General features: G+C 56.2%; 15 protein-coding genes. 9 read left to right on the top strand and 6 right to left on the bottom strand.

Annotation, left to right across the window (positions count from 1 at the left end; genetic code table 11):
* Positions 1-25 precede the first annotated feature (25 nt).
* From rsfS to lipA, 9 genes are all read left to right on the top strand, one after another.
* Positions 26-343, top strand: a complete 318-nt coding sequence (rsfS, locus tag IBT54_RS10545) for a ribosome silencing factor (protein WP_013357099.1) — start codon at positions 26-28, stop codon at positions 341-343.
* A 3-nt stretch (positions 344-346) separates the two neighbouring features.
* Complete coding sequence (rlmH, locus tag IBT54_RS10540; RefSeq protein WP_013357098.1) at positions 347-817, top strand: 23S rRNA (pseudouridine(1915)-N(3))-methyltransferase RlmH; 471 nt, start codon at positions 347-349, stop codon at positions 815-817.
* A gap of 34 nt (positions 818-851) precedes the next feature.
* Complete coding sequence (mrdA, locus tag IBT54_RS10535; protein ID WP_201252138.1) at positions 852-2,756, top strand: peptidoglycan DD-transpeptidase MrdA; 1,905 nt, start codon at positions 852-854, stop codon at positions 2,754-2,756.
* 8 nt (positions 2,757-2,764) lie between these two features.
* The gene (gene mrdB / locus IBT54_RS10530) at positions 2,765-3,877 is read left to right on the top strand and encodes a peptidoglycan glycosyltransferase MrdB (protein WP_033784531.1); all 1,113 of its coding nucleotides are present in this window, start codon (positions 2,765-2,767) and stop codon (positions 3,875-3,877) included.
* 10 nt (positions 3,878-3,887) lie between these two features.
* Positions 3,888-4,985, top strand: a complete 1,098-nt coding sequence (rlpA, locus tag IBT54_RS10525) for an endolytic peptidoglycan transglycosylase RlpA (RefSeq protein WP_013357095.1) — start codon at positions 3,888-3,890, stop codon at positions 4,983-4,985.
* Positions 4,986-5,116: 131 nt separating this feature from the next.
* Positions 5,117-6,328, top strand: a complete 1,212-nt coding sequence (dacA, locus tag IBT54_RS10520; RefSeq protein ID WP_033732040.1) for a D-alanyl-D-alanine carboxypeptidase DacA — start codon at positions 5,117-5,119, stop codon at positions 6,326-6,328.
* 100 nt (positions 6,329-6,428) lie between these two features.
* On the top strand, positions 6,429-6,692 hold the full coding sequence (gene ybeD, locus IBT54_RS10515; protein WP_013357093.1) for a DUF493 family protein YbeD: 264 nt from the start codon (positions 6,429-6,431) through the stop codon (positions 6,690-6,692).
* Between the two features lie 80 nt (positions 6,693-6,772).
* Positions 6,773-7,432, top strand: a complete 660-nt coding sequence (gene lipB / locus IBT54_RS10510; RefSeq protein WP_201252137.1) for a lipoyl(octanoyl) transferase LipB — start codon at positions 6,773-6,775, stop codon at positions 7,430-7,432.
* 169 nt (positions 7,433-7,601) lie between these two features.
* The gene (gene lipA / locus IBT54_RS10505) at positions 7,602-8,567 is read left to right on the top strand and encodes a lipoyl synthase (RefSeq protein ID WP_013357091.1); all 966 of its coding nucleotides are present in this window, start codon (positions 7,602-7,604) and stop codon (positions 8,565-8,567) included.
* A gap of 121 nt (positions 8,568-8,688) precedes the next feature.
* Here lipA and tatE read toward each other — a convergent pair whose 3' ends face one another.
* The 6 genes from tatE to IBT54_RS10475 form a co-directional block, all read right to left on the bottom strand.
* A complete protein-coding gene (tatE, locus tag IBT54_RS10500) occupies positions 8,689-8,892 on the bottom strand; it encodes a twin-arginine translocase subunit TatE (protein ID WP_003854033.1) in 204 nt (67 codons plus the stop codon).
* A gap of 92 nt (positions 8,893-8,984) precedes the next feature.
* Complete coding sequence (locus IBT54_RS10495) at positions 8,985-9,755, bottom strand: amino acid ABC transporter ATP-binding protein (protein ID WP_147788536.1); 771 nt, start codon at positions 9,753-9,755, stop codon at positions 8,985-8,987.
* Positions 9,752-10,699, bottom strand: coding sequence for an amino acid ABC transporter permease (locus IBT54_RS10490; RefSeq protein ID WP_201252136.1), 948 nt, complete (start codon positions 10,697-10,699; stop codon positions 9,752-9,754). Before IBT54_RS10490 ends, IBT54_RS10495 begins: the two co-directional genes overlap by 4 nt.
* The gene (locus tag IBT54_RS10485) at positions 10,696-11,583 is read right to left on the bottom strand and encodes an ABC transporter substrate-binding protein (RefSeq protein WP_201252135.1); all 888 of its coding nucleotides are present in this window, start codon (positions 11,581-11,583) and stop codon (positions 10,696-10,698) included. Before IBT54_RS10485 ends, IBT54_RS10490 begins: the two co-directional genes overlap by 4 nt.
* Before the next feature lie 22 nt (positions 11,584-11,605).
* Entirely contained in the window at positions 11,606-12,394 is a 789-nt protein-coding gene (locus tag IBT54_RS10480; RefSeq protein ID WP_201252147.1) for a deaminated glutathione amidase, read from the bottom strand.
* Complete coding sequence (locus IBT54_RS10475) at positions 12,394-13,362, bottom strand: ABC transporter substrate-binding protein (RefSeq protein ID WP_013357087.1); 969 nt, start codon at positions 13,360-13,362, stop codon at positions 12,394-12,396. The genes IBT54_RS10480 and IBT54_RS10475 overlap by 1 nt, the downstream gene beginning before the upstream one ends.
* Positions 13,363-13,425 lie beyond the last annotated feature (63 nt).

The raw sequence follows: 13,425 nt of genomic DNA, 5'->3' as shown, positions 1-13,425 counted from the left end.
ACCACCAGATTCCAAGGGGAACCTTTTGCAAGGTAAAGCACTCCAAGAGTTCGTTATTGATAAGATTGATGATCTCAAAGGCCAGGACATTGTCACCATCGACGTTCAGGGCAAATCCAGCATCACCGATTTCATGATCATCTGCACCGGCACCTCCACGCGTCATGTGACTTCGATCGCAGAACACGTTGAGCAGGAATCCCGTTTAGCGGGCCTGATGCCATTAGGCATTGAAGGCAAAGGCGCGGCAGACTGGGTTGTGGTTGATCTGGGTGATGTCATCGTACATGTGATGCAGGAAGAGAGTCGCCAGCTGTATGAGCTGGAAAAACTCTGGGGCTAATCGGTGAAACTGCAACTTGTTGCCGTCGGCACAAAAATGCCCGACTGGGTGCAGACCGGTTTCATGGAATATCTGCGCCGCTTCCCGAAAGATATGCCGTTTGAGCTGACCGAAGTAACCGCAGGTAAACGCGGCAAAAATGCTGATATCAAACGCATCCTTGAAAAAGAGGGTGAAGCGATGTTGGCGGCGGTCGGCAAAGGCAATCGCATTGTCACGCTGGATATTCCTGGCCAACCGTGGGAAACCCCGCAGCTGGCGCAGCAGCTTGAACGCTGGAAGCTGGATGGTCGCGATGTCAGCCTGCTGATTGGCGGGCCTGAAGGCCTGGCTCCCGCCTGTAAAGCGGCGGCAGAGCAGAGCTGGTCACTGTCAGCATTGACGTTACCTCATCCGCTGGTGCGCGTGCTGGTGGCCGAAAGTCTGTACCGGGCCTGGAGTATAACGACTAATCATCCTTATCATCGTGAATGACCGATCAGCCCACATCAGACATGACAAGTAGCGGATGAAATTACAAAGCAACGCCTTTCGCGATTACAGCGCCGAACAGAAACTCTTTGTCCGTCGGGCGTTCATCGCCTTCGTCGGTATCTTACTGCTCTCTTCAGTACTGGTAGTTAACCTTTACCATCTGCAGATTCTTCGCTTTGATGATTACAGCACCCGCTCCAACCAGAACCGCATTAAACTGGTGCCTGTCGCGCCCAGCCGCGGCATTATCTACGATCGCACCGGTACGCCGCTGGCACTGAACCGCACCATCTATCAGGCAGAACTGGTGCCGGAGAAAGTTGATAACCTGCAGCAGACGCTGGAAAACTTACGCCCTGTTCTTGAGCTGACGGACGAAGACCTCGAAAACTTCCAGAAAGAGCGCAAACGCTCGCGTCGCTTTACCTCCATTCCGGTTAAAACCGGTCTGAATGAAGTTCAGGTGGCACGCTTTGCGGTCAATCAGTACCGCTTTCCCGGCGTGGAAGTTAAAGGTTATCAGCGCCGCTACTACCCCTACGGCGCCACGCTGACGCATGTGGTCGGCTACGTCTCAAAAATTAACGATCGTGACGTTGCACGCCTCGATAAAGAAGGCATATGGCCGAACTACGCCGCCACGCACGACATCGGCAAGCTGGGCATTGAAGCGTATTACGAGAGTCTGCTGCACGGCAAAACCGGCTTTGAAGAGGTTGAGGTCAACAACCGGGGCCGGGTTATTCGCCAGCTGCACGAGGAGTCACCTCAGGCTGGCCGTGATATCTATCTGACTATCGATCTCAAACTGCAGCAGTATGTCGAGACCCTGCTGGCGGGCAGTCGCGCTGCTGTTGTCGTCAGCGATCCGCGCACCGGCGAAATTCTCGCCATGGTCTCCACACCCAGTTACGATGCCAACCTGTTTGTCGACGGCATTTCCAGTAAGGATTATCGCGGCCTGCTGGAAAATGAAAATCGCCCACTCTATAACCGTGCGATTCAGGCGGCTTACCCACCGGCTTCAACAGTGAAACCTTATGTGGCGGTCTCTGCCATGAGTGCGGGTGTGATTAACCGCAACACCAGCCTGTTCGATCCGGGCTGGTGGCAGCTTCCTGGTTCAGAAAAGCGCTTCCGCGACTGGAAAAAGTGGGGGCACGGTCGTCTTAACGTCACCAAAGCGCTGGAGGAGTCTGCCGATACCTTCTTCTATCAGGTCGCCTATGACATGGGTATCGACCGACTGTCAGAGTGGATGAATAAATTCGGATACGGCAGCCGGACCGGCATCGACTTACCGCAGGAGAGCGCCGGTAACATGCCAACCCGCGACTGGAAAATGAAACGCTTTAAAAAGCCGTGGTATCAGGGTGACACCATTCCGGTGGGGATCGGCCAGGGTTACTGGACGGCTACCCCATTGCAGATGAACAAAGCGATGATGATTCTGATCAACGACGGCGTCGTCAAGGTGCCCCATATGCTGCGCGCCACCCGCGAAGGCCGGACCCTTGTGCCCTATCGCCAGCCGCCAGAAGCCCCGATCGGTGATATTCATTCCGGCTACTGGGAAATCGCCAAAGATGGTATGTACGGCGTGGCGAATCGCCCCAACGGTACTGCACACAAAAGCTTTGCTGATGCGCCTTATAAAATTGCCGCCAAGTCCGGTACGGCGCAGGTCTTTGGCCTGAAAGAGAACGAAACCTATAACGCCCACAGAATTGCTGAACGATTACGCGACCATAAATTAATGACCGCGTTTGCCCCTTATGACAAGCCTCGGGTCGCAGTGACCATTATCCTGGAAAACGGTGGCTCCGGTCCGGCTGTCGGCACCGTCATGCGCCAGATTCTGGATCACATTATGTTGGGTGATAACAATACTGTCCTGCCGGACGCCGCCCCTGTGCCGCCCGGTTATGAAGGTGAATAAACATGTCGATGCAAGATAGTCCGCAGAAACGATCGATCTGGATGCGCATCCACATCGATCCGCTGTTTATGCTGATCATTCTCGGCCTGCTGACCTACAGCGCCGTGGTGATCTGGAGTGCCAGTGGTCAGGATCCCGGCATGATGGAGCGTAAACTCGGTCAGATCGCGATGGGACTGGTGATTATGATTGTGCTGGCGCAGGTGCCGCCGCGCGTTTATGAGGGCTGGGCCCCCTATCTCTATATTGTCTGCGTCATTCTGCTGGTGGCGGTCGATGCCTTCGGGCAGATCAGTAAAGGCGCACAGCGCTGGCTCGATCTCGGCTTTGTTCGCTTTCAGCCTTCTGAGATTGCCAAAATCGCGGTGCCGCTGATGGTGGCGCGCTTTATTAACCGCGATGTCTGTCCGCCAACCCTGAAAAACACCGGCATTGCGCTGTTGCTGATCTTCGTGCCGACCCTGCTGGTCGCCGCACAGCCCGATCTCGGCACCTCGATCCTGGTTGCCGCTTCCGGTTTGTTTGTCCTGTTCCTTTCGGGAATGAGCTGGAAACTGATTGGCGTTGCCGTTCTGCTGGTCGCGGCTTTTATCCCGATTCTGTGGTTCTTCCTGATGCACGACTATCAGCGTGACCGCGTTATGATGCTGCTCGACCCGGAAACAGATCCGCTGGGTGCCGGTTATCACATCATCCAGTCGAAAATCGCCATCGGTTCAGGCGGACTGCGCGGCAAAGGCTGGCTGCAGGGCACCCAGTCTCAGCTGGAATTTTTGCCGGAGCGTCATACCGACTTTATCTTCGCGGTTCTGGCCGAAGAGCTGGGTCTGGTTGGCGTACTGCTGCTGCTGACCCTTTATCTGCTGCTGATCATGCGGGGACTGGTTGTCGCAGCCCGCGCGCAGACCACGTTTGGCCGGGTCATGGCGGGCGGTTTAATGCTGATTTTATTCGTTTATGTTTTCGTTAACATTGGCATGGTTAGTGGTATCTTACCGGTAGTTGGCGTGCCGCTGCCGCTCGTCAGTTACGGCGGCTCCGCGCTTATCGTGCTTATGGCGGGATTCGGCATTGTGATGTCGATCCACACTCACCGAAAAATGTTATCTAAAAGTGTCTAAGAGGCTGCAGATGCGTAAGGAATGGCTTGGCGTTGCACTGGCATCACTGGTTCTGGCGGCCTGTACCACGCCCGAACCCCAAAATACGGCGCCGCCGCAACCGGCTTACAATGGACCGGTCGTAGAGATTCCAGGCGTTGAGCCTCGTTATGAGCCAGTTAATCCGGGCACCAGCCAGGATTACAGCGTTAATGGCAAAAATTATCGCATCATCAAAGATCCGTCGAACTACAGCGAGGTCGGCCTGGCCACCTGGTACGGCGAAGAGGCACAGGGCAACCGCACCGCTACCGGCGAAGCCTACGATCCCGATGCGCTGACGGCCGCCCACCCTACTCTGCCGCTGCCGAGCTATGTGCGCGTGACCAATATCGCGAACGGCCGTCAGATTGTGGTGCGCGTTAACGATCGCGGCCCCTACACGCCAGGACGCATCATCGACCTGTCGCGGGCAGCCGGTGACCGTCTGAACATCTCCAATAATTCTCGGGTGCGGGTCGACTATATCAAGGTGGCTCCCGACGGTACGCTCTCAGGCCCGGGCACCATTGGTACTGTGGTCGCCAAACAGAGCTACTCGCTGCCTGCCCGCCCGGACCTGAGTGGTGGTGCGGTGATGAATGGCGGCAACGCCGCAAACGCTGAACCGCCTGCTCAAAACGTGGAAGCCATCAGCAACAGCACGCTGCAGGGCGGTGACAACATGGGCGCGCCGGTACAGAGCAGCGGCTTTCTTGGCGCACCTCAGCCATTAGCGAACGGCGTGCTGGAAGGCAGTGAACCACCCGCCGCCGCGCCTGCCAGTTCCGCACCAGCCGCCAGCAGTGCTGCTCCTGCAGTCGCCAGCGCCGCGCCGGCAGCCAGCAGTGGTGCCGCAGCCGGATATGTCGTACAGGTCGGTGCACTAAATGACCCGGCGCGTGCTCAGCAGATGATGAAAAGCCTGAGCCAGCGTTACGGTGTGCCCGGCAAGGTCGAAGACGCGGGCAACAACGTTTATCGCGTTCAGCTCGGCGGCTACAGCTCCCGCGCCGAAGCGGCTGCGCTACAACAGCGCCTGAGCAGTGAAGGCCAGACCGCCTCATTTATTACTAACACGCGTCGCTGATCGGTTTATCAGACAGCGACACGTTACGTCTGCTAACAACCCAATCATCACGCCCGGTGCCAGACTCACTGGCATTGGGTATGATGAGTGACATTTTTAACCTCAAACTCACGGATGTTGTAGTCCTACACATGAACACGCTGAAATCATCTCGTTTGCTGAAACGCCTGACAGTGGGATCACTGATCGCTTTCTCTCTCAGCCATGCTGCTATTGCTGATGACGTCAATCTCAAGACCATGATTCCGGGCGTGCCGGACATTGATGCCGAAGCGTATGTCCTTATCGACTACAACTCGGGCAAAGTGCTGGCAGAGAAAAACGCCGATGCACGCCGCGATCCTGCCAGTCTGACCAAGATGATGACCAGCTATGTCATTGGACAGGCCGTGAAAGCGGGCAAAATTCATCAGGACGATATGGTCACCGTCGGTCCGGATGCCTGGGCGACCGGTAACCCGGTCTTCAAAGGCTCCTCGCTGATGTTCCTGAAGCCAGGCGACCGCGTACCGGTTTCTCAGCTGACCCGTGGAATTGTGCTGCAGTCCGGTAACGACGCCTGTGTTGCGATGGCTGACTATGTCGCCGGCAGCCAGGATGCGTTCGTTAATCTGATGAACAACTACGTTAAAGCGATTGGCCTGCAGAATACTCACTTCGGGACCGTCCATGGTCTGGACGCTGAAGGTCAGTACAGCTCCGCGCGCGACATGGCGCTGATTGGCCAGGCGCTAATCCGCGACGTGCCGGAAGAGTATGCTGTTTATAAAGAGAAAGAGTTCACGTTCAACAATATCCGCCAGATGAACCGCAACGGTCTGCTGTGGGACACCAACCTGAACGTGGATGGGATCAAAACCGGTCATACTAACTCAGCCGGTTACAACCTGGTGGCGTCAGCGACCGAAGGCCAGATGCGCCTGATCTCTGCGGTCATGGGCGGTCATACCTTCAAAGGTCGTGAAACTGAGAGCAAGAAACTGCTCACCTGGGGCTTCCGTTTCTTTGAAACCGTTGCGCCACTGAAAGCGGGTAAAGAGTTCGCCTCTGAGCCGGTCTGGTTTGGTGATAATGACCGTGTACAACTGGGCGTGGAAAAAGATGCTTATCTGACCATTCCGCGTGGCCGTATGAAAGATCTGAAAGCCAGCTATGTGCTGACCAACACAGAACTGCATGCCCCACTGAAGAAAAACCAGGTTGTCGGCAGCATCAACTTCCAGCTGGATGGCAAGACGATCGAACAGCGTCCGCTGGTGGTGCTGAACGAGATCTCTGAGGGTGGTTTCTTTGGCCGTATCGTGGATTACATCAAACTGATGTTCCATCACTGGTTCGGTTAAGCGTAAAGGGTGATTGAAAAATCGCCCCTTCGTCCCCATTACCAGATATTATGATGCTCCCGCTCAGGCGGGAGCCTGTTTTTTATGCACCGGAGTAAATATGAAAACCAAACTGAATGAGCTGCTCGAATTTCCTACCCCGTTTACCTATAAAGTAATGGGTCTGGCGCAACCGGAGCTGGTTGATCAAGTGGTTGAAGTGGTGCAACGTCATGCGCCCGGCGACTACAGCCCTGAAGTTAAGCCGAGCAGCAAAGGCAACTATCACTCCGTAAACATCACTATCAACGCCACCCACATTGAGCAGGTCGAACGCCTGTACGAAGAGCTGGGCCAGATCGAAATTGTGCGGATGGTACTGTAATTTACGGGTCGGCAAGGCGCCGCTACCTGACGGTTTGCCGACATTATCCTCAGCGTTTTTTCCTTTAGCGGGCTATCGCTTTGTCAGTTGAAACCCTCTTTGTCCGCCAGTCCGGTCTGTCCGACTGGCAATCCGTCTCCGACGCCATGCACCACTATACTGACCAGCGCGATGACCAGAGTCGTGACGAAATCTGGCTGGTCGAACATCCTCCGGTCTTTACGCAGGGTCAGGCGGGAAAAGCAGAACATCTGCTGATGCCCGGTGATATTCCGGTGGTGCAGAGCGATCGTGGCGGTCAGGTCACCTATCACGGGCCGGGACAACAGGTCATGTATGTCCTGATCGATGTAAAACGCCGTAAGCTCGGCGTGCGCCAGCTGGTGACTTTTCTTGAAGAGACGGTGATCGCTACGCTGGCAGAATTCGGCGTCAGCGCCCGCGCCCGCGCAGATGCACCCGGCGTCTATGTCGGGGGAGAGAAAATCTGCTCGCTGGGATTGCGCATTCGCAAAGGCTGCTCGTTTCACGGTCTGGCGCTGAATGTGGCCATGGATCTGTCGCCTTTCCTGCGCATTAATCCCTGTGGTTACGCTGGCATGAGCATGACCCAGTTAAAACATTTCCAGCCAGAGGTGACCACAGAGCATGTACGCGCTCCGCTGGTCAGCGCCTTTGCGCGGCTGGCAGGTTATGAAAATGTTGAATGGATAGCAGGCGATCTTCCTGTTAAGCCTTAACGCAGAATGCGAATTTACAAATATGTAACTTTTCAGCGCTGAGGGTGGCTGCTTCGCAGGCGATGAGATGATATAATTTTTGCACTTTTTTCAAATAAAGTTGAAAGCCCCCTTCCCGGTTTGATTGGGAACGCTTTCCAATCGCAATCCGACCGGAACCTGCTGATTTATGAGTAAACCAATTCAGATGGAACGCGGCGTCAAATATCGTGACGCAGACAAAATGGCGCTGATCCCGGTGAAAACCGTGGCTGTTGAACGGCAGGAGATGTTGCGTAAGCCGGAATGGATGAAAATCAAGCTGCCAGCCGACTCCAGTCGTATTCAGGGTATCAAAGCTGCGATGCGCAAAAACGGGCTGCACTCGGTCTGTGAAGAGGCGTCCTGCCCTAACCTTGCCGAATGCTTTAACCATGGCACCGCCACCTTTATGATCCTGGGCGCAATCTGTACCCGTCGTTGTCCGTTCTGCGATGTGGCGCATGGCCGTCCTAATGCACCGGATGCTAATGAACCCGCGAAACTGGCGCAGACGATTGCCGATATGGGCCTGCGCTACGTGGTCATCACCTCGGTTGACCGTGATGATTTACGTGATGGCGGCGCGCAGCACTTTGCCGACTGCATCAGCGCGATTCGCGAAAAAAATCCCACCATCAAAATTGAAACACTGGTGCCGGACTTCCGTGGCCGTATGGATCGCGCGCTGGAGATTCTCACCGCGACGCCTCCGGATGTGTTTAACCACAACCTGGAAAACGTACCGCGCGTCTACCGTCAGGTACGTCCGGGCGCGAACTACGAGTGGTCACTGAAGCTGCTGGAGCGGTTCAAAGAAGCGCATCCGCATATCCCGACCAAATCGGGTCTGATGGTTGGCCTGGGTGAAACCAACGCCGAAATCGTGGAAGTGATGCGCGATCTGCGTCGCCACGGCGTCACCATGCTGACGCTGGGACAGTATCTGCAGCCGAGCCGCCACCACCTGCCGGTTCAGCGCTACGTCAGCCCGGCCGAGTTCGATGAGATGAAAGCAGAAGCGATGGCGATGGGCTTTACCCATGCCGCGTGTGGTCCGTTTGTCCGCTCTTCCTATCATGCGGATATGCAGGCTAAAGGCGAAGAAGTGAAATAATCACGAAGCCTCTCAGGAAGCTTAAAAAACAAAAAACCAGACTGGAAACAGCCTGGTTTTTTTATACGTGCCTGAAATGGCCTGAAATAAAAAGTAACAGTTATTTGCAGCAAATAACCGATTAATCTTTATGAACGACGCGTTCTGCCGGCACGTCTTCAGCCGTTGTTCGGGTTGCACTGGTATCTTCGTCTTTCATGGCTTTTTTGAAGCCCTTGATCGCGGAGCCCAGATCGCCGCCCAGAGAGCGCAACTTATTGGTACCAAAAAGCAGTACGATAAGCGCACCGATAATCAGCAGCTTGGCAATACTGATACCTTCCATATTTAACCTTTCAACTTTATCGAATCACGGTGACTGTTATTTACGCGCAGTTTGCCTGCGGCGACAACTGGAATCTGTAACAGAGTAAGATCTCAGATGAAGCGACTGAGAAACGCCTGGGTCCGTGGATGCTGCGGATTCGCAATCACCTCTTCCGGCGTACCCTGCTCAACCACCACTCCCCCATCCATAAAGACAACGCGATCGGCGGCTTCCCGGGCAAAGCTGATTTCATGGGTCACCACAATCATCGTCAATCCCTGGTCAGCCAGGGTGCGCATGGTCGCCAGGACTTCCCCCACCAGTTCCGGATCGAGTGCAGAGGTTGGTTCATCAAACAGCATCAGCTTCGGCTTGATTGCCAGCGCCCGCGCAATCGCCACACGCTGCTGCTGTCCACCCGACAGGTGACGCGGCCAGGCGTCCGCTTTATCACTTAATCCCACCGTCGCCAGCAGCGCTCGGGCGTGTGCCATCGCTTCCTGACGCGGAAATTTATGCACGCCGATGGGCGCTTCAATGATGTTCTGCAGCACCGTCATATGCGGATAGAGATTGAACTGCTGAAACACCATGCCGATTTTCTGACGCTGCCGGGCGATCTGGCGTGGCGAGAGCCGATGCAGCACATGCCCTTTCAGCACATAGCCAATCTGTTCTTCGCCGACCCGAATCGATCCGGCGTTCATCTCTTCAAGATGATTGATGCAGCGCAGAAACGTGGATTTGCCGGACCCGGAGGGTCCGAGAATCACCACCACTTCGCCGGGCCAGACATCCAGATCGATTCCTTTCAGGACCTGATTGTCGCCATAATTCTTCTGCACGTTACGGGCACAGACCAGGGGTTCACTCTGACTCATTGTTCCTCCCGCTGAGGTTGCGCGCTGCCCGCTACCGTCGCGGCGCGTCTGGGGACGCTGGCCACCCGGCGGGTGCCACGCGCATAGTAGCGCTCGATGGCGGACTGACCCAGATTGAGGATCGAGGTGATCAGCAGATACCAGATCACTGCCACCATCAGCATCGGGATGATCTCGAAGGTGCGGTTGTAGATCGCCTGCACCGAGTAGAGCAGATCGCCCATCGCGATCACGCTGACCAGCGACGTCGCCTTGATCATGCTGATCAACTGGTTGCCGGTGGGCGGAATGATAGACCGCATCGCCTGCGGAATAATGATGCGTCGCAGCGCCCGCGACCGGCTCATGCCAAAGGCTTGCGTGGTCTCCACCTGACCGTTATCCACCGACAGCAGACCGGCGCGAATAATTTCCGCCATATAGGCCGCTTCATTCAGTGCCAGCCCGGCAATGGCTGCCGTCAGCGGCGTAATCAGATCGTTGGTGTTCCAGCTGGCCAGCGTGACGCTGCTCCACGGCAGCGTCAGCGACAGCACGGGAAACAGCGTAGAAAGGTTGTACCAGAAGATCAGCTGCACCAGTAGCGGCGTACCCCGGAAGAACCAGATATAGAGTCCGGCGACGCCGCGCAGCAGCCGGTTTTCAGAGAGCCGCCAGACGCCCAGCAGCAGACCCAGCAGCGTGCCCAGTATCATCGACACGACCGTCAGCCCCAGAGTGACCTGCAACCCTTTCAGTACGGATTCTTCGGTAAACCACTTCAGCACCACCTGCCACTCAAAATTAGGATTGGTCGCCACCAGCCACAGCAGATTCGAGCCGATTACCAGCACCAGAATCCAGCTGATCCAGCGGCCGTAAGTGGGCGCGCTGCGGGCGAACGCCACGTCGCGCAGCTGCCCCTCGCCACTCTCATCGCGGTGCAGATGGCGAGACGGGCTCATTTGCTGACCTCTTTCGCCAGATTCAGCCCGGGCGCTTTGGTCATGTTGCCCTCAAGCTGCCACTTTTTCATGATCGCTGCATAAGTGCCGTTCTGATACAGCTCTTTGTAGGCATCCAGCACCACCAGGCCCAGCGGTGAGCCTTTTGGCACCACAGTACCCTGGAAGATATCGCCAAAACCGTTTTTGTGCCCTTTGCCCGCCAGTTCAAGTTGTCCCTTCGCCTGATTAACAAAGTAAGTCAGTGGAGCCTGTGATGAGAAGAAGGCATCGGAACGTTTAGAGCGCACCGCCAGAATAGACGAAGGCTGATCGGTAAAGGCCTGCACCGTCACCGCCGGCTTTCCATCGGCCACACACTGCGCTGACTGTTTACGGATAACCTGTTCCGCAGAGCCGGCGGCCATAACAGCAATACGCTTGCCGCAGGTGTCATCCAGCTGATTAATTTTTGCCGGATTCCCCTTCTGCACGCCGAACACCACAAACTCCTGCACAAAATCGACGAAGTCCACTTTCTGCTGGCGGTCCGGGTAATCACCAATCGGGCCAATCGCCAGCTGATAGCGACCCGCATTGATGCCGGTCAGCACGCCTGACAGGCCGCTCACCGTCGCATGCTCGATCTTCACACCCAGCAGTTGCGCCAGCGCGGTGGTTAGCTCCGCTGAGGCGCCCTCCATCGCGTGCGGGCCATTAACGATTTCATAAGGAGGAAATGAACCGTTGTTCACTGAAATCATTTTGCCCGCTTTTTTGATCTCATCCGGCAGCCGATCATGCAGCGCCTGGTCAACTTTTTGCACCGGAATAGCGTCGGCAGCCTGCGCCAGGGAGGCAGTCAGCCCCAGCGCCACGATTAAGGCGGTTGCTCTCTTCGTCATAAGGAATTCCTGGTTCAGCGGATCAGTTGAGTTCGGGACGGGCGAAGCGTCGGTTCTCCAGCACTGGCAGTACCCAGCGGGCATAGGCGACGCGCTCAGGGTCGAGATCGGCAAACAGTAGTGCGGGTGACTCCGCCGCATTCGCCACCGCGACGCCCAGCGGATCGACCACCAGACTGTTGCCGATATTGCGTGGGCCACACTCGCCCACTGCCACCATATAGCAGGTATTCTCCAGCGCACGGGCGCGGGTCAGTAACTCCCAGTGCATCTCTTTCAGCGGACCTTTAACCCAGGCTGCAGGCAGCACCAGTACGTCTGCACCATCCAGCACCAGCCGACGCGCCAGCTCCGGGAAACGTACGTCATAGCAGGTCATTAATCCGACTTTCATACCCGCGACGTCGATCAGCGGCGGAATGACGTGGCCCGGATTGACCCGCTGCGACTCCTGCATCGCAAAGGCATCGTACAGATGCAGCTTTTCATAGGCGGCGATGATCTCACCGTTACGAATAGCCACCAGCACGTTGAGCGCTTTTTGCTGGTCGGTGGGAACGTGAACGCTCATCATGGTGGTCAGCGCAGTGTGCTTGCTGGCGGCCAGCAACTGGCTCAGGAAAGGACCATCCAGCGGCTGTGCTGCCTTCAGCACTAAATCAGGGTCGGCAATATCACGCGCCAGCACACCTTCCGGCAGGACCAGCAGATCGGCCCCCCCGTCTGACGCCCGCTGCATTAAATCCAGACAGATATGAGCGTTGTCCTGCCATTCGCGGCTTACCGCAAACTGTCCCAGTGCCACTTTCATCATTTCTCTTCTCCCGCAGCGGCCGGAAACATCGCTTCCGGCGTCAGTAATTGGTGAGTCAGTCCCTGCTGATAAAGCTCGCGGCTAAAGTCCGCAATCATCTTCCTGTTAGCGCTAAAACCATTCTGATTCCAGTCCGCCGGTAATTCCTGCGCAGTGCGTCGCAAATCGTCCAGCAGCCACGGCGTGGTGTCGGCATATTTCTCTCTTTTCTGCATCCACAGCTGATAAGAGCGATCGATCACTTCACTTAACGCCACAGGCAGCCACGGATGTTCCGCCGCCAGCGCCGGTTTAAGGGCCAGAATATGAATGCCCGGCACATAGCCGACACGGTGAAAGTAGTCCCGTTCCGCCTGATAAAAATCGGTCTGCAGCTGCCGCAGACCCGAATCAGGCAGGAAAAAGCCCTCCGGCATAAAGGGAGTGAAGATGGCATCCAGCTCACCTGCCTGCAGCATCTCAATCAGCGGTCGCTCGTCAGGAGCCGGCTCAATGCGGCCGGGCCGGCCAAATCCCGCCAGCCGATCGACTATCGGATGCTCTGCCGTAAGACGACCGGCATACCAGAAGACATCATCAATTTCGACGCCTGCTTCACGCAGCACCGTGCGTGTCCAGGTATTACCCGAATCCTGCCAGCCGGTGACGCCAATCCTTTTGCCTTTCAGCTCTGCAGGCGTAGTGAGGGAGCTGCTGGCGGTGGTGATGATGCAGCGCTGACGGAAGCCGCGCATCAGAAAGTGCGGCAGGCCGAGTAAGGTTTCGTCGCCTCTGGCCCGGCTCTGGGCGTAGCGGCTGAAGGAGACTTCGCCCGCGTCATAATCAGGGCTGGTCGCCAGGTCATTCACCAGCGTGCCGACGCGGTCGATCTGCAGATCAAAGCCTTCCGGTCTGATATCGCCCAGCGCCAGTGGGGTGAAGTAGTCCCAGTCGCGTACCGCCAGTCTGATGAGTAGCTTTGCCATGATCTCTCCGTTTACGCTTCGCCGTCGGTAAGGGGCTTAAAATAGTGCTTGAATTTGATACTA

It is taken from the genome of Pantoea sp. S62, assembly GCF_016658625.1.
GTDB classification, from domain to species: Bacteria; Pseudomonadota; Gammaproteobacteria; order Enterobacterales; family Enterobacteriaceae; genus Pantoea; species Pantoea vagans.
This window is presented reverse-complemented; position numbering and strand designations above follow the sequence as displayed.

What these genes read in the sequence shown, in the direction of transcription:
- ybeD (WP_013357093.1), top strand. Translation starts at nt 6,429, where the DNA reads ATGAAAACCAAACTGAATGAGCTGCTCGAATTTCCTACCCCGTTTACC.
- mrdA (WP_201252138.1), top strand. Translation starts at nt 852, where the DNA reads ATGAAATTACAAAGCAACGCCTTTCGCGATTACAGCGCCGAACAGAAA.
- IBT54_RS10490 (WP_201252136.1), bottom strand. Translation starts at nt 10,699, where the DNA reads ATGAGCCCGTCTCGCCATCTGCACCGCGATGAGAGTGGCGAGGGGCAG.
- IBT54_RS10480 (WP_201252147.1), bottom strand. Translation starts at nt 12,394, where the DNA reads ATGAAAGTGGCACTGGGACAGTTTGCGGTAAGCCGCGAATGGCAGGAC.
- IBT54_RS10475 (WP_013357087.1), bottom strand. Translation starts at nt 13,362, where the DNA reads ATGGCAAAGCTACTCATCAGACTGGCGGTACGCGACTGGGACTACTTC.
- mrdB (WP_033784531.1), top strand. Translation starts at nt 2,765, where the DNA reads ATGCAAGATAGTCCGCAGAAACGATCGATCTGGATGCGCATCCACATC.
- lipA (WP_013357091.1), top strand. Translation starts at nt 7,602, where the DNA reads ATGAGTAAACCAATTCAGATGGAACGCGGCGTCAAATATCGTGACGCA.
- IBT54_RS10495 (WP_147788536.1), bottom strand. Translation starts at nt 9,755, where the DNA reads ATGAGTCAGAGTGAACCCCTGGTCTGTGCCCGTAACGTGCAGAAGAAT.
- rlpA (WP_013357095.1), top strand. Translation starts at nt 3,888, where the DNA reads ATGCGTAAGGAATGGCTTGGCGTTGCACTGGCATCACTGGTTCTGGCG.
- dacA (WP_033732040.1), top strand. Translation starts at nt 5,117, where the DNA reads ATGAACACGCTGAAATCATCTCGTTTGCTGAAACGCCTGACAGTGGGA.
- IBT54_RS10485 (WP_201252135.1), bottom strand. Translation starts at nt 11,583, where the DNA reads ATGACGAAGAGAGCAACCGCCTTAATCGTGGCGCTGGGGCTGACTGCC.
- tatE (WP_003854033.1), bottom strand. Translation starts at nt 8,892, where the DNA reads ATGGAAGGTATCAGTATTGCCAAGCTGCTGATTATCGGTGCGCTTATC.